Source organism: Kitasatospora sp. NPDC002543 (genome assembly GCF_053594915.1).
Window position 1 is genome coordinate 52,016 of the sequence record NZ_JBSFWR010000006.1, and the last position, 13,887, is coordinate 65,902.

Below are 13,887 nucleotides of genomic sequence, written 5' to 3' on the forward strand. Positions count from 1 at the left end.
GTGTGCGGGCGCGCCGGTGTCGTCGTCGCGCGGTGCCGTCCGGGCCTGCATCTTTCGATGTAGCGGGCTCCTCCGTGGACCGGAGCCGGGTGGGCCGCGGGGATGGTGAGATGGGAACGTGCCGCTCCCGTTCCCCGTCCTCCCCCCGCGCCGCCAGGACCAGCTGATCGCCCTGTGCGGGCTGTTCGGCGGGCTGGTCCTGATCGCCTTCAAGGTGTACGACCGGGCCGACCGGGTGCCGCTGTGGGCGGTGCTGGCGCCGCTGCTGGGGATGTCGGCGATGGAGCTGGTCCGGCGGACCAGGCCGGTGCTGGCGGTGTCGGTCGGCGGGCTGGCCTTCGCGGGGAGCGTGTTCGCGGGCAGCCTGATGGCGACGCTGATCATGTACACCGACCTGCTGTACGCGGCGGTGCTCTACGGCAGCGCGCGGATGTCCCGGGTGCTGCACCTGAGCGGCGGGGCCACCGTGCTGGCGCTCTCCACGCTGTCGGCGATCTACACCGGCACTTCCGCCGCGCTGCTGGTGGCGGTGGTCAGTTCGCTGGTGTTCCTGGGGCCGGTGTGGACCGGCGACGTGGTGCGCAAGCACCGCCGGGAGGCGGAGGCCGAGCGGCTGCGGGCGGAGCAGACCGCGCTGCTCTCGGAGATGGACCGGCGCGAGGCGGTCGGTGCCGAACGGGCCCGGATGGCAAGGGAGTTGCACGACGTGGTGGCCAACCACCTGTCGGCGATCGCGATCCACGCCACCGGTGCGCAGTCGGCCGCCAGGCGGCGGCGGCTGGCCGAGGACGACCCGCTGGTGGAGGTGCTCGCGGTGATCCGGGAGAACAGCGTCCAGGGATTGGCCGAAATGCGCCGCATGATCGGGCTGCTCCGGGAGAGCGGGGGCGGAGAGGCGGACGCGTCCTACGCGGCGCCCGACCTGGCCGCGGTGGACGCCCTGCTGGCCAAGGCCCGGGCGGCCGGCCGGGACGTCGGGCTGGACTTCGAGCTGACCGAGCAGGGGGAGCGCGGCGACCTGCCGGTGCCGGTCGGCCTGGCCGCGTACCGGATCGTCCAGGAGTCGCTGACCAACGCGCTCAAGCACGCCGGGCCCGGACTGGTCAGCCTGCGGCTGGAGTTCGCGCCCGAGGAGCTCAGGATCGCCGTCGACAGCCCGTACCGGGGCGGCCCGGGCCGGGAGCTGCCCGGCGCCCGGGCCGGGCTGGTCGGCATGGCGGAGCGGGCCGGGCTGCTCGGCGGCCGCTTCGAGGCGGGGCCGAAGGACGGACAGTGGAGCGTGCGCGCGGTGCTGCCGCGCGCCCACGGGAACGAGGGGCGGGCATGACGATCCGGGTACTGGTGGCCGAGGACCAGGCGGCGGTGCGGGCGGCGCTGGTGATGATCCTGCGCGCCGAGCCGGGGTTCGAGGTGGTGGGGCAGGCCGCCGACGGCGAGGAGGCCGTCCGGCTGGCGCTGGAGCTGCGGCCGGACGTGGTGCTGATGGACGTGCAGATGCCCCGGCTGGACGGCGTGTCGGCGACCCGCGAGGTGGTCACGGCCGGCGCCGGCCAGGTGCTCGTGCTGACCACCTTCGACCTGGACGAGTACGTCTACGGCGCGCTGCGGGCCGGCGCGTCCGGGTTCCTGCTCAAGGACCTGGAGGCGGACACCCTGATCGAGGGCATCCGGACGGTGGCGCGCGGGGACGGGATGCTGGCGCCGTCGGTGACCAAGCGGCTGATCGGGACCTTCGCCCGCCCCGAGCGGCCGGTCGGCCCGGAGGCTCGGGCCGCGGTGGGGGCGCTGACCGGCCGTGAGCGGGAGGTGCTGGCCTGCATCGGGGCGGGGATGTCCAACGGGGAGATCGCGGTCCGGTTGGAGATGGCGGAGGCGACCACCAAGACGCACGTCAGCCGCATCCTGGCGAAGCTGCGGCTGCGCAGCCGGGTGCAGGCGGCGATCCTGGCGCAGGACCTCGGGATGACCGTCTGATCACCGGACGGGCCGGTCGTCCGACCGTCCGACGAGCCGACCGGTTCGGTTGCAGATCACACTCCCGATTGCTATTGCCCGGGGGATCCTGGCAGTTAGAGTCCCGGAAACGAGCGACGCGGCTCGCAACGGCGGTGACCCCTGCCCTGAGCCGCCTTCAGGGCCCGCCCGCGGGGCGGCGACGGCATCGGGAGACCCAGCCATGAGCAATGCGTCCAGCAAGCAGATCGCCGTGATCGGTGCCGGCCTGATGGGCGCCGGCATCGCCCAGGTGTCCGCGCAGGCCGGCCACCCGGTGGTGCTGCGGGACGTCACCGAGGAGGCGCTCCAGCGGGGTCTCGCGGGCATCCGCGCCTCCTATGAGAAGTTCGTCGCCAAGGGCAAGCTGAGCGCCGAGGACGCCGAGGCCGCGCTGGGCCGGATCACCACCACCACCGACCTGGGCGCCGTCGCCGAGGCCGACATCGTGGTCGAGGCCGTGTTCGAGAAGGTGGAGGTCAAGGAGGGCGTCTTCCGCGAGCTCGACAAGCTCGCCAAGGACGGCGCCGTGCTGGCCTCCAACACCTCCGCCATCCCGATCACCCGGATCGCGGCCGTCACCGGGCGCCCGGAATCGGTCGTCGGCGTCCACTTCTTCTCGCCGGTCCCGATGATGAAGCTGGTCGAGCTGGTCCGCGGCTACAAGACCAGCGACGAGACGCTGGCCACCGCCCGCGCCTACGCCGAGGGCGTCGGCAAGGAGGTCGTGGTGGTCAACCGCGACGTCGCCGGTTTCGTGACCACCCGCCTGATCACCGCGCTGGTCGTCGAGGCCGCCAAGCTGTACGAGTCGGGCGTGGCCACCGCCGAGGACATCGACACCGCCTGCCGGCTCGGTTTCGGCCACGCGATGGGCCCGCTCCAGACCGCCGACCTGACCGGCGTGGACATCCTGCTGCACGCCGCCCACAACATCTACACCGAGACCAAGGACGAGAAGTTCGCCGCGCCGGAGATCATGGCCCGCATGGTCACCGCCGGTGACCTGGGACGCAAGAGCGGCCGCGGCTTCTACCCGTACGAGGGCAAGTGACCCGGCAGGGCTGAACGACCGGCGGGCCGTGCGATCGGAGCATCGTACGGCCCGCTCCGCCGGGACGGGTGAGTTTCCTCACGCCGGGGGCCGCAGACGGGTGATTTGGGCGGTAATCGAGCGTAGGTGTGGGGCCGACCTGCGTATATTCCCTCGGACGGGTGAAGTTGATTCAGATCTGGCCGGAACCAGCAACCTGTGGAGCCGGTTCACCGTCAGATGAGGGAACCCGGCATTCCGCCCGGGTCCGGGTGTGGGGCTGCGGCCCGCCCGGACGCACCCCACGCTCCCGCACCCGGCACGGCCGGGGCGGACCCGCCCCGCACCAGGCCGCCCAGGCGAAGGAGGAGAGCATGCGCATCACCGGCGACCACACGGCGCTGGCCATCGAAGGCCGCCTCGACGTGCGCACCGCCGCCGACGCACGGGCCCGGCTGCACCAGGCGGTGGACGGCGGCCTCGGCGACCTCGTGCTCGACCTCGGCCGGCTGGAGTTCTGGGACGCCACCGGACTCGGCGTGATCATGGGCACCCACCGGCGGGCCGGCCGGATCGGCCGCCGACTGGTGCTGCGCTCCGTCCCGGCCCAGCTCCAGCGGCTGCTGGTGGCCACCAAGCTGCACCGCATCCTGGCCGTCGACGGCGCCGCCGGCATGTCCGGTGTCGCCGAGGCGCACGGGATCGCCTTCTAGCGGACGCCCTCCGAGGACGCCTTCCGGGGAGGTACCCCTGGGCGGCGTCCTGTCGCGCACCCGGGAACGATCGGCAGGACGCCCCCGGGAGACGCCCGCCCCGTTCCGCCGCGCCGCGCGCCGGACCGCGCGCCCGTGCACCCCCGGCCCCGCCGCGCAACCCCCCTGGTCAGCGTGGCGGACCGGCCGTCAGACGCGGACCGCCCTGCACGGCCCGGTCCGAATGTGCAAGAGTCTGCCCGTCAGAAGACGGCCGCCGGGGCTGCCTCCAGCCCGGCCGCGGCCGCTACCGGGACGTCAGCCGGGCGGCGCGGGGCGCCGACGGTCGAGCACGATGCGGAGCAGAACGTGGCACAGCCATCCGGGGAGTTCCGGCAGGAGGCCGTCCGCATCCGTGGCGGCGAACTGGTCTCCGGCGGCCTGCTGGTGGGCGTCGGCGCCCCGGACGGCTCCGAGGTCAGGCCCTGCCCCGAGGAGTGGCGGCCGCGCCCGCGCAGGACCGGCCGCAGCGAGCCCGCCCGCGGCCCGGCCGGCGGCGTCGGCCGCGCGGTCGGCCCGCTCGCGCTCGGCGCCGGTCCCTCCGACCTGCCGCTGCTGGACCGCGAGGCCGACGTCGCCGAACTGCTCGGCCTGCTCGCCGAGGGCCGCTCGATACGCCTGGTCGGCCAGGCCGGCTCGGGCCGCAGCGCGCTGCTGTCGGCCGTCGCCGAGGCCGCCGCCGACCTCGCCCCCGGGGGAGTGGTGCAGCTCTGCGGCCACCGCCGGACCCTCTCCGACCTGCTCCAGGACCTCTTCGCGGCCACCCACCACGCCCCCGGCTACCGCCCCGACCCCGGGCAGCTGGCCGTCCACCTCGCCGAGGTCGGCGCGATCGTGGTGATCGACGCCGCCGAGCCCTCCGGCGACGAACTGGAGCGGCTGCTCGCCGCCGCCCCCGGCTGTGCCTTCCTGATCTCCGCCGCCCCGGACAGCCCGCCGCCGGCGGCCGGCTCCCGGCTCCAGGACCACCTGGTCGCCGGGCTCTCCCGCTCCGCCTGCCTCGCCCTCACCGCCCGGCTGGCCGGCCGTCCGCTGGACGTCGACGAGAAGGCCTGGGCGGTGGACCTCTGGTTCGAGTCCGAGGGCCTGCCGCTGCGCTTCGTCCAGGCCGCCGCCCTGCTGCGCCAGCGGGACGTCTCGGTGGACGCGCTGGTCGCCGCCGAGGACGACCGGATGGACGTCTTCGGAGCCGTCGACGAGCCCGTCCACGACCCGGACCCGGCGATCCGGGAGGACGCGCTGCGCCGCACCGTCCCGCTGCCCTCGGTGGCGGAGACGGCCTCGCCCGCGGTCCGGCTCGCCGAGGGGCTGAGCGAGCCCGCGCAGGCCGTGCTGCGGCTCGCCGTCGCGCTCGGCGGCGAGTGCCCCACCGCGCCCCACCTGCCGGCGCTGATCGACGTCGGACAGGGCGAGGCCGCCCTCGCCGAACTCACCGACGCGGGACTGGCGGTGTCCATCGGCGGGCACCACCGGCTGACCGCCGGCGCGCTCGACCTGCTCGCCCCGCACTGGCCGGCCCGCGGCTGCGTCGACGGCGCCGCCCAGCACTTCGCCTGGTGGGTCGGACACAGCTCGGTGACGCTGGAGCAGATCGCCGCCGAGGCCGAGGTGATGATCGGGGTGCTGCTCGCGGACCGTACGGCCGGGCGGCACGACGCGGTGGTCCGGCTCGCCCGCGCGGCCGCGCCCGCACTGGCGCTCTCGCTGCGCTGGGGCGCCTGGGAGCGGGCACTCCAGCTCGGCCTGGAGGCGGCCCGCCGCACCGGCTCGGCCGTCGACCAGGCCTGGTTCCACCACGAGGCGGCCGTGCACGCGATCTGCGACCGGCAGCCGTCCCGGGCCATCGCCGAACTGGAGACCGCGCTCACCCTGCGGGCCACGTCGGGGGAGCAGCGCGGGGTGGCCGCCGCCGGGCGGATGCTCGACCTGCTGCGCGCCGAGGGCCGGCAGCTGCCGGCCGCCGCGCCCGCCGCGGCCTCGCCGGGCCGTGCGCCGGTGATCCGCAAGATCGCGGCCCGGGTGCCGGCCGGCCTGAAGTCCAGCAGGCGGCGGCGGGCGGTGGTGGTGTCCACCGCGGTGCTCACCCTGGGGGTGCTCGGCACGGCGGTGGCGATGAGCTTCAGCGGGCCGGACGAGGTCAAGGGCCGGGACCCGCACAGCGGCCGGCTGGACGGCGGCGGCACCCAGGACCCGCCGTTCCCGCAGTCCTCCGGCAGCGCCGGGACGGGGACGGGCGGCACCGGCGCGGGCAGTCCGGCGGGGCAGGGGGCGAGTCCCGAGCCGTCCGCGAGCGGCAGCGCCTCGCGCTCGCCGAGCGCCTCGGCGACGCGCAGGCCGAGCTCCTCGCCGGGGGCGGGGGACTCGCAGGCCCCGCAGCAGTCGCAGCCGCCCGCACCGGGGCAGTCGCCGCCGGTCCAGCAGTCGCAGCCGCCTCAGCCGTCGGGGCAGCCGTCGTCGTCGCAGACGAGCCGCGGCCCGTCCTCCCCGGCACCCACCTCGACCTCGCCGTCGCCCTCGTCGGGGCCTTCGACGACCCCGGGCGGGACGACCAGCCCGACCACCCCGGCGATCTCGCCCTGAGCGGTCAGAACAGCTTGAGCTTGTCGTCGTCGATGCCGCGCAGCTCGTCGTAGTCCAGCACCACGCAGCCGATGCCGCGGTCGGTGGCCAGCACGCGGGCCTGCGGCTTGATCTCCTGCGCGGCGAAGACGCCCTTGACCGGGGCCAGCAGAGGGTCCCGGTTGAGGAGTTCGAGGTAGCGGGTGAGCTGCTCGACGCCGTCGATCTCGCCGCGGCGCTTGATCTCGACGGCCACCGTGGCACCGTCGGCGTCGCGGCAGAGGATGTCGACCGGGCCGATCGCGGTGGGGTACTCGCGGCGGATCAGCGACCAGCCGGCACCGAGCACCTCCATCCGGTCCGCGAGCAGCTCCTGGAGGTGTGCCTCCACGCCGTCCTTGATCAGGCCCGGGTCGACCCCGAGCTCGTGGGACGAGTCGTGCAGCACCTCCTCCAGCGTGATGATGAGCTTCTCGCCGGCCTTGTTCTCCACTGTCCAGACCCCGTCGGCCTCCTTGAGGGCGCACGGCGGGGACATCCAGTTGAGCGGCTTGTAGGCGCGGTCGTCGGCGTGGATGCTGACGCTGCCGTCGGCCTTGACCAGGATCAGCCTGGTGGCGGAGGGCAGATGGGCGGAGAGCCGACCGGCATAGTCGACTGAGCAGCGGGCAATTACGAGACGCACGGTCGACCACGCTAGCCCACCGGGGCCAGTTGATGCGATTCCACGACGGCAGGGTGAAGAAAGCGCGAACCCGTCCAACATGGAGGTCCCGCGATCCCGCTGCCGTCCCGCCGAGGTCTGGCGCCCCCTCCCTCAGGTCGCTACGGTGTGTGACGGCACGCTCGCGGGAGCGCTGTCAACGGGGATGGAGACTTCAGATGAACGATCCGACGGGATCCGGCCAATCCGGTGTGCCGCAACGTATTTCCGGAGCAATCCACAGGAATGACGGGCCTGCCGCGCCGTTGACTGCCACGCTGTTCTGAGCGCGTTCGGTATCCAGGGCGTTACGTCCCGTGGTGCCGCCGCCGTCGCGAAGGCGCCGGAAACCCCCGTCCCTCGGTGTTCCGGACGCCCCATGCGAATCCGCCACCCTCACTGTGAGCTTGACCTACGCACGACCACCCGGGCACCGCGCGGGTGGACCGCGAGAGGAGAATCCATGTCGCTCGACGTCTCACCGGCCCTGCTGGAGAAGGCCGAGCGGGGCGAGGTCGACGAGCGGGAATTCGTCGACTGCGTCCGCGTCTCGCTGCCGTACGCCTGGGACCTGATCAGCTCGCTGGTCGCCCAGGCGAAGGTCGACGGCACCGACTTCGCCGACAACCAGGTACCGCCGCCCAGCGAGCAGGCCCGCGGCCAGCTCCTGCGCGCCCTCGCCAGCGACGCCATCCGGGGCGCCCTCCAGCGCCACTTCGGGGTCCGGCTGGCCTTCCAGAACTGTCACCGGGTCGCAGTGTTCCTGCCGTCGGACGCGAACGAGGCACGGTACGACCGCTTCACCTCGGTCCGGGAGCAGCTGCTGAACCAGTCCGAGGAACTGCGGGACTGCTGACCCCCGCCACGGCGTCGGCCGCCCCGTCCCCCGGTGCGGGGGGAAGGGGCGGCGGCCCGGCCCCCGGGGCCCGGTCAGCCCAGCTGCGGCAGCACCTCGGAGCCGAGCCGGGCGATGTTGTGCAGGGTCGCCTCCTGGTCGCCGCTGCCCTCGGCGAGCAGGGCGAAGCGCCGGATGCCGGTGCGCTCGGCGGTGGCCAGCAGCCGGTCGGCGCACTGCCGCGGGGTGCCCACCGCGTGCAGGTCGCAGAGCAGCTCGGTGTACTGGCGCGGATCGCGCATCGTGCGTTCCCGGCCGTCCACGGTGCGGTGGGCGCCGAGCCCGTACTCGAACCAGCCGGGCATCGCGTTCAGCAGTGTGGAGCGGGCCGCCGCGGCCCGGTCGTCGACCTGGGCCACCCCGGCCGCGACGTGCCGGCGGCCGACCCGGCGCAGCTGTTCCTCGCCGCGCCCGGCGGCCAGCCAGGCGGTCCGGTACAGCTCCAGCATCCGCAGCTTGTCGTCGTCCCCGGAGTGCATGCCGAGCAGCATCGGCAGGCCGCGCTCGGCGGCCAGCCGCACGCCGCCCGGCGAGGTGCAGGCGACCACCACGGGCGGGCCGGCCACCGGCCGCCCGGCGACGGTGAGTTCCTCGCCGAGGCCGGTGTCCTCCCGGCGCTGGCGCGGGAAGCGGACCGGGCCGGAGCGCCCGCCGAGGCCCAGCCAGCTGCTCAGCGCCGGCCGCCGCACCGCCTCGGTGGCCCGCGGCACCACGGCGACCTCGGGGAACGAGAACTGCGGGCCGTCCGCGCCGACCCGGGAGCCGCGCAGCCAGCGCAGCAGCAGGTCCAGGCGCTCCGGGAAGCCCTTCTCGAAGGCGTCCACGCCGCCGCCGAACACGTCCAGGTCGATCCACGGCCCGCCGCGGCCCACCCCGAGCGTGAACCGTCCGCCGGAGGTCAGGTGCAGCAGCGCGGCCTGCTCGCCCAGCCCCACCGGGTGGCGGGTGGAGAGCACGCTGACCGCGGTGCCGACGCCGATCCGGCGGGTGCGGCCGAGCAGCATCGCCGCCAGCGTGGCGGCGTCCGGGCACACCCCGTACGGCACGAAGTGGTGCTCGGCCAGCCAGACGCTGTCCAGGCCGGCGCGTTCCGCCTCGACGGCGGAGTTCACGGTGCGCTCCAGCGCCTCGCCGTGGCTCTGCCCGGGGAACTGCGCGGACAGCAGGAACAGCCCGACCCGCACCGGCCCGGTGGACGGCGGCAGCGCCCCGGCCCGCTGGGCCGCCGGCAGCGGCTCGCCCGCGACGGCCGTCACCGGGGGGACGGAGGTCAGCGTCGGACCGGCGGGCAGCCGGACCCCGGCGGGCCGGCCGCTCTCGGCTCGGGCGCTGGTCTCGCTCATCGTGGGGCCTCCTCGGGTGCGCGCAGGGTCTGCGGGCCCCGCCTTCTCCTCCTGTGGGTATCCGATGTCATGTGCCAATGGCACGCTGAAACCTGGATTTCCCCGATGATCGGGTGGATCTCGGCAAAAACGCCGAAGCGCCGGACGGACCCGTGGTAGTAGGGGAGCGGACGCCCGGTCGGTCGTAGGCTGGAACGATCCACAGCCCAGGAGGAGAGGGAGTCCGCCGTGTCGCCGCGCCGCAACCGGATCAAGAGCGCCGCCCCCCGCGAGAGCGCGGAGCCGACCGCCCCGCTCGGCGGATCGCTGCGCCGCACCGAGAGCTACCAGGGCGACGACTGGGTGGTCCAGACGGTCGCGGGGACGGCCGGCCGGTTCTACCGCTGCCCGGGCTGCGACCAGGAGATCCCGCCGGGGGTGGGCCACGTGGTGGCCTGGCCGGCGCACGGCGCGGGGGTGGACGACCGGCGGCACTGGCACCGCGCCTGCTGGGGCGCGCGGGAGCGCCGGGCCTCCAACGTGCTGCGGGGCCGCGGCGCTCCCCGGTACTGACCGGGGTGCCGACGGGGCCGGGGCCGGCTACGCGTCGCGCCTCTTGAGCACCAGCACGCCGCCGACCAGGGCCGCCGCCGTCCAGGCGAGGCAGATCAGGAAGCCGGCCAGCGGCCCGTACGGCTGGCCGTGCTGCTGGTACACCAGCATCATCCGGGAGCCCGCGTAGTCGGGGAAGTAGCGGGCCAGGGTCTTGACCTTCGGCACCGCCGAGAGGATCGGCGAGAGCAGGAAGAAGAAGGGCACCAGCACGCCGAGCGCGAGCGTCTGGTTGTGCAGCATCGTGGTGACGCCCGCCGCGAACAGGCAGAGCATCGTCAGGTACAGGGCGGCCCCGAACACCGCGCGCAGCACGTTCGGCTCGCCGATGGTGGTGGAGTGCGGGCCGAGCAGCGACTGGCCGACGAAGAAGGTGACGAAGGCCGTCACCACCGAGACGGCGAGGGCGAGCGCACCGAGCACCGCCGTCTTGCCGGCGAGCAGGGTGGCGCGCTGGGGGACGGCGGCCAGGGTGAGCCGGATCATGCCGCTGCTGTACTCGTTGCCGATCGCCAGCACGCCGAAGACGAGGATCGCCAGCTCGCCGAGCTCGATGCCGGAGAAGACGGTGCTGGTGGCGTCGAACGGGGTCTGCCGGTTCCCCCGGAACTCGGCGAAGTTGTTGTTGGTGAGCAGGGCCAGCAGCGCGCCGACGCCGACCGTGACGACGAAGGTCAGCGCGAGCGTCCAGACCGTCGAGCGGACGCTGCGGATCTTCGTCCACTCGGAGCGCAGGACCGCCGGGAAGGACGCCATCTCAGTTCTCCTCCTGCTGTTCCGTGGTCGTCGGTCGGCCGCCGTCCGCCTTCCAGCCGGCGCCCCACCCGGTGGGCGCGCCGGCCGCGTCCCGGCCCGGGCCCTCGCCCGCGTGGTACTCCACCGAGTCGGCCGTCATCCGCATGAAGGCCTCCTCCAGCGAGGCCTGCTGCGGACTGAGCTCGTGCAGCACCACGCCGTGCCCGGCGAGCAGCTCGCCGAGCCGGGCGATGTCCCCGTCGACCACCTCGTGGGAGCCGTCCGGGCCGGGCTCGTACCGCAGGCCGGCCCCGGTCAGCACGTCGAGCAGCCGCTCGGGTTCCGGGCTGCGCAGCCGGACGGCGGAGCGGGAGTTGCGCCGGATGAACTCCGGCATCGGGAGGTCGGCGAGCAGCCGGCCCCGGCCGATGACCACCAGGTGGTCGGCGGTGACGGCCATCTCGCTCATCAGGTGGGAGGAGACGAAGACCGTCCGGCCCTCGCGGGCGAGGCGCTTCATCAGGTTGCGGACCCAGAGGATGCCCTCCGGGTCGAGGCCGTTGACCGGTTCGTCGAACATGACGATCTCCGGGTCGCCCAGCATGGCGGAGGCGATGCCCAGGCGCTGGCCCATGCCGAGGGAGAAGCCGCGGGCCCGCCGGCGGGCCACCGGGGTGAGGCCGACCAGGGCGAGCACCTCGTCCACCCGGCGTACCGGGATGCGGTTGCTCTGGGCGAGCCAGAGCAGGTGGTCGCGGGCGGTGCGGCCGGGGTGGACGGCCTTGGCCTCCAGCAGCGCGCCGATGTACTTGAGCGGCTCGCTGAGTCGGCCGTAGTGCTTGCCGTCGATGGTGACCCGGCCGGCGGTGGGGCGGTCGAGGTCGAGGATCATCCGCATGGTGGTGGACTTGCCGGCGCCGTTGGGGCCGAGGAAGCCGGTCACCACGCCCCGGGGCACCTGGAAGCTGAGGCGGTCCACGGCGAGGGTCTTGCCGTAACGCTTCGTCAGGTCGTGCAGCTCGATCATTCGCGCTCCCTCGGTCCCTTGCCAGGCTAGGACAAAGGGGATAGGGCGGCCCGCTGAGTGGGCCCGCACGGCGCGCCGGAATAGGTTGGTGGCATGACCCAGCTCCCCTCCGCAGTGTCGGTCCGCGAGAGCGGCACCGGAACACCACTCGTGCTGCTGCACGCCTTTCCGTTGAACGCCTCGATGTGGTCGTCCCAGCTGGACGCGCTGCCCGGAACGACCGGGGACGAAGCGCGGGTGCTCGCCCCCGACCAACGGGGTTTCGGCGGCACCGGGCTGGGCGCCGACGAACCCTCGCTGGACCCGGTCGCGGACGACCTCGCGCTGCTGCTGGACGCGGCCGGGATCGAGCGTGCCGTGGTCGGCGGGCTCTCCATGGGCGGCTACGTGGCGCTCGCCTTCGCCCGCCGGTACCCCGACCGGCTGGCCGGCCTGCTGCTGGCCAACACCCGGGCCACCGCCGACACCGACGCGGTCCGGGCCAACCGGGAGCGGATCGCCGCCGCCGTCACCGCGCGGGACAGCGTGCAGCTGCTGCTGGACGAGCGGACCGCGGCCGGGCAGCTCGGCCCGGACTCCCAGCACCTGGTGGACCGGGTGCAGACGATGATCTCCGCCGCGCCGCCGGCCTCCGTCGCCTGGGCCCAGCGGGCCATGGCGGCCCGCCCGGACTCCCTGGACGTCCTGGCCGGCCTGCGGGTGCCGGTCGCGATCGTGGCGGGCGCCCTGGACGCCCTGGTGGGGCCGGAGGAGGCCGAGGCGATGGTGCGCGCCCGGCCGGACGCCGAGCTGACCGTCCTGCCCCGGGTGGGCCACCTGAGCGCCCTGGAGGCGCCCGAGGCCTTCGACGCCGCCGCGCGCACCCTGCTCGCCCGGGTGGCCGCAGGATGAGCCAGGAGAGCCAGGACGCGGCGGCCTGGGACTTCTCCGCGCTGGAGGTGACCGGCCGGATGCCGGTGACCAACCGGGGCGAGGGACTGGTCGAGCTGACCCTGGAACCGCTCGGCGAGGACTACTGGATGCGCCCGGGGGAGACCTTCATCGTCACCTCGTACGGCGACTACGGGCCCGGGCACCCCTTCGAGGTGCAGTACTGGCCGGACTCGGTGTCGGTCTGGTGCACCTCCTGGTTCGGCACCGTCTCGGACGACGAGGGCAACCAGCTCAGCAGCGGGTACCAGCGGCCGGACGGCGCCTACCCGAGGTAGCGGGGCCCGCGGGCGGAAGCGCCAGGGGCGGTGACGGCACGACAGCCGACAGGCCCTCACCCGGGAGGGTGAGGGCCTGCGGTACCGCTCGGCCGGTGTGCGTCAGCGCGACTGCTGGGCGGGCACGCCCAGGGTGTCGTCGGTCGGCAGCGAGGCGGCGGCCACGGCCGCGCCGGTCAGCGTCGCCAGCATCTCGCGGACGTTGGTCAGCTGGGCGTTGATGCTGTCGCGGCGGTTGGTGAGCGCCGCCAGCTCGCGCTCGGATTCGCTGCGGATGCGGTCCGCCTTCGCGTTGGCGTCCGCCACGATGTCCTCGGACTGGCGCTGGGCCGTCTCGACGGTCTGGCGGGCGCGGCGCTCGGCGTCGGTGCGCAGCTTCTCGGCCTCCAGGCGCAGCTGCTCGGCCCGGTGCTCGATCTCGGCCAGGCGCTTCTCGGCCTTGGCCTGACGGGCGGCCAGGTCGCGCTCGGACTGCTCGCGGCGCTTGGCCAGGTTGGTCTCGAACTCCAGCGCGGCCTGGGCGGCCTTGGTACGGGTGTCCTCGAAGAGGGCGTCCGCCTCCTCGCGCTTGTTCTGGGCGTCCTTGTTGGCCTCGGCGCGCAGCTGGGCGGCGTCGCTCTTGGACTTGTCGACGATCCGCAGGCCCTCGTCCTCCGCCTTGGCCTTGCGGTCCTTGGCGTAGTTCTCGGCCTCGGTGCGGACCTGCTGGGCGGCGGCCTCGGCGAGCTCGCGGTGCTGCTCGGCGGCGCGGTGCGCCTCGTCGCGCAGGTCCTTGGCCTCCTCCTCGGCGAGTCGCAGGATCTTCTCGACCCGGGCGCCGAGACCGGCGTAGGAGGGCTCCTGCTCCACGACCGCCGCCTGGGCGGACTGGGTCTCCAGGTGGAGCTCCTCGATGCGCTTCTCCAGCGCGCTGATCCGGGTCAAGGCACTGTCACGGTCGGCCACCAGCTTGGTGATCCGCTCGTCGACCTGGGCGCGCTCGTACCCACGGCGCACCAGGTCGAAGCCGTGAGGGGAGTGACTGTCGCTCATGGGGTTCTGGGCTTCCT

General features: G+C 74.3%; 14 protein-coding genes. 9 read left to right on the forward strand and 5 right to left on the reverse strand.

The genetic code is table 11. The features are described 5' to 3' along the window. Positions 1 to 118 precede the first annotated feature (118 nt). From ACWD4P_RS04655 to ACWD4P_RS04675, 5 genes are all read left to right on the forward strand, one after another. Positions 119 to 1,327, forward strand: a complete 1,209-nt coding sequence (locus ACWD4P_RS04655) for a sensor histidine kinase (RefSeq protein WP_449778548.1) — start codon at positions 119 to 121, stop codon at positions 1,325 to 1,327. After that, entirely contained in the window at positions 1,324 to 1,974 is a 651-nt protein-coding gene (locus ACWD4P_RS04660; protein ID WP_359829790.1) for a response regulator transcription factor, read from the forward strand. The genes ACWD4P_RS04655 and ACWD4P_RS04660 overlap by 4 nt, the downstream gene beginning before the upstream one ends. Positions 1,975 to 2,176: 202 nt before the next feature. Further along, the gene (locus ACWD4P_RS04665; RefSeq protein ID WP_359829791.1) at positions 2,177 to 3,046 is read left to right on the forward strand and encodes a 3-hydroxyacyl-CoA dehydrogenase family protein; all 870 of its coding nucleotides are present in this window, start codon (positions 2,177 to 2,179) and stop codon (positions 3,044 to 3,046) included. 353 nt (positions 3,047 to 3,399) lie between these two features. Further along, positions 3,400 to 3,738 carry an STAS domain-containing protein gene (locus ACWD4P_RS04670; protein ID WP_359829792.1) on the forward strand — a complete coding sequence of 113 codons (339 nt, stop codon included), beginning with the start codon at positions 3,400 to 3,402 and terminating at the stop codon, positions 3,736 to 3,738. A 348-nt stretch (positions 3,739 to 4,086) separates the two neighbouring features. Further along, positions 4,087 to 6,357, forward strand: coding sequence for an ATP-binding protein (locus ACWD4P_RS04675; protein WP_449778549.1), 2,271 nt, complete (start codon positions 4,087 to 4,089; stop codon positions 6,355 to 6,357). Between the two features lie 4 nt (positions 6,358 to 6,361). Here the strand turns inward: ACWD4P_RS04675 and nucS are convergent, their stop codons facing one another. After that, positions 6,362 to 7,021: an endonuclease NucS gene (nucS, locus tag ACWD4P_RS04680; protein WP_359828612.1), complete on the reverse strand. Its 660-nt coding sequence runs from the start codon at positions 7,019 to 7,021 to the stop codon at positions 6,362 to 6,364. A 481-nt stretch (positions 7,022 to 7,502) separates the two neighbouring features. Between nucS and ACWD4P_RS04685 the strand changes: the two genes are divergently transcribed. Then, a complete protein-coding gene (locus tag ACWD4P_RS04685) occupies positions 7,503 to 7,895 on the forward strand; it encodes an SCO5389 family protein (protein WP_359828614.1) in 393 nt (130 codons plus the stop codon). Positions 7,896 to 7,969: 74 nt separating this feature from the next. On the opposite strand, the gene ACWD4P_RS04690 is transcribed toward ACWD4P_RS04685, so the two are convergent. Continuing rightward, a complete protein-coding gene (locus tag ACWD4P_RS04690) occupies positions 7,970 to 9,118 on the reverse strand; it encodes an LLM class flavin-dependent oxidoreductase (RefSeq protein ID WP_449778591.1) in 1,149 nt (382 codons plus the stop codon). 387 nt (positions 9,119 to 9,505) lie between these two features. Between ACWD4P_RS04690 and ACWD4P_RS04695 the strand changes: the two genes are divergently transcribed. Further along, positions 9,506 to 9,829, forward strand: coding sequence for an ATP/GTP-binding protein (locus ACWD4P_RS04695; RefSeq protein ID WP_359828616.1), 324 nt, complete (start codon positions 9,506 to 9,508; stop codon positions 9,827 to 9,829). A gap of 27 nt (positions 9,830 to 9,856) precedes the next feature. On the opposite strand, the gene ACWD4P_RS04700 is transcribed toward ACWD4P_RS04695, so the two are convergent. After that, positions 9,857 to 10,624 carry an ABC transporter permease subunit gene (locus ACWD4P_RS04700; protein WP_449778550.1) on the reverse strand — a complete coding sequence of 256 codons (768 nt, stop codon included), beginning with the start codon at positions 10,622 to 10,624 and terminating at the stop codon, positions 9,857 to 9,859. A 1-nt stretch (position 10,625) separates the two neighbouring features. Further along, positions 10,626 to 11,630 (reverse strand): ATP-binding cassette domain-containing protein, encoded by a 1,005-nt coding sequence (locus tag ACWD4P_RS04705; RefSeq protein ID WP_449778551.1) that lies wholly within the window; start codon positions 11,628 to 11,630, stop codon positions 10,626 to 10,628. Between the two features lie 93 nt (positions 11,631 to 11,723). Between ACWD4P_RS04705 and ACWD4P_RS04710 the strand changes: the two genes are divergently transcribed. Both ACWD4P_RS04710 and ACWD4P_RS04715 read left to right on the forward strand, forming a co-directional pair. Beyond that, complete coding sequence (locus ACWD4P_RS04710) at positions 11,724 to 12,521, forward strand: alpha/beta fold hydrolase (protein WP_359828621.1); 798 nt, start codon at positions 11,724 to 11,726, stop codon at positions 12,519 to 12,521. Next, positions 12,518 to 12,838 (forward strand): hypothetical protein, encoded by a 321-nt coding sequence (locus ACWD4P_RS04715; protein WP_224283203.1) that lies wholly within the window; start codon positions 12,518 to 12,520, stop codon positions 12,836 to 12,838. The genes ACWD4P_RS04710 and ACWD4P_RS04715 overlap by 4 nt, the downstream gene beginning before the upstream one ends. 102 nt (positions 12,839 to 12,940) lie before the next feature. Here the strand turns inward: ACWD4P_RS04715 and ACWD4P_RS04720 are convergent, their stop codons facing one another. Then, the gene (locus ACWD4P_RS04720) at positions 12,941 to 13,870 is read right to left on the reverse strand and encodes a coiled-coil domain-containing protein (RefSeq protein WP_359828623.1); all 930 of its coding nucleotides are present in this window, start codon (positions 13,868 to 13,870) and stop codon (positions 12,941 to 12,943) included. Between the last annotated feature and the right edge of the window lie 17 nt (positions 13,871 to 13,887).

Bases quoted from the DNA above. Each gene is read 5' to 3' on its own strand.
- ACWD4P_RS04660 (WP_359829790.1), top strand. From the start codon at position 1,324: ATGACGATCCGGGTACTGGTGGCCGAGGACCAGGCGGCGGTGCGGGCG.
- ACWD4P_RS04710 (WP_359828621.1), top strand. From the start codon at position 11,724: ATGACCCAGCTCCCCTCCGCAGTGTCGGTCCGCGAGAGCGGCACCGGA.
- ACWD4P_RS04685 (WP_359828614.1), top strand. From the start codon at position 7,503: ATGTCGCTCGACGTCTCACCGGCCCTGCTGGAGAAGGCCGAGCGGGGC.
- ACWD4P_RS04720 (WP_359828623.1), bottom strand. From the start codon at position 13,870: ATGAGCGACAGTCACTCCCCTCACGGCTTCGACCTGGTGCGCCGTGGG.
- ACWD4P_RS04665 (WP_359829791.1), top strand. From the start codon at position 2,177: ATGAGCAATGCGTCCAGCAAGCAGATCGCCGTGATCGGTGCCGGCCTG.
- ACWD4P_RS04670 (WP_359829792.1), top strand. From the start codon at position 3,400: ATGCGCATCACCGGCGACCACACGGCGCTGGCCATCGAAGGCCGCCTC.
- ACWD4P_RS04700 (WP_449778550.1), bottom strand. From the start codon at position 10,624: ATGGCGTCCTTCCCGGCGGTCCTGCGCTCCGAGTGGACGAAGATCCGC.
- ACWD4P_RS04715 (WP_224283203.1), top strand. From the start codon at position 12,518: ATGAGCCAGGAGAGCCAGGACGCGGCGGCCTGGGACTTCTCCGCGCTG.
- ACWD4P_RS04705 (WP_449778551.1), bottom strand. From the start codon at position 11,630: ATGATCGAGCTGCACGACCTGACGAAGCGTTACGGCAAGACCCTCGCC.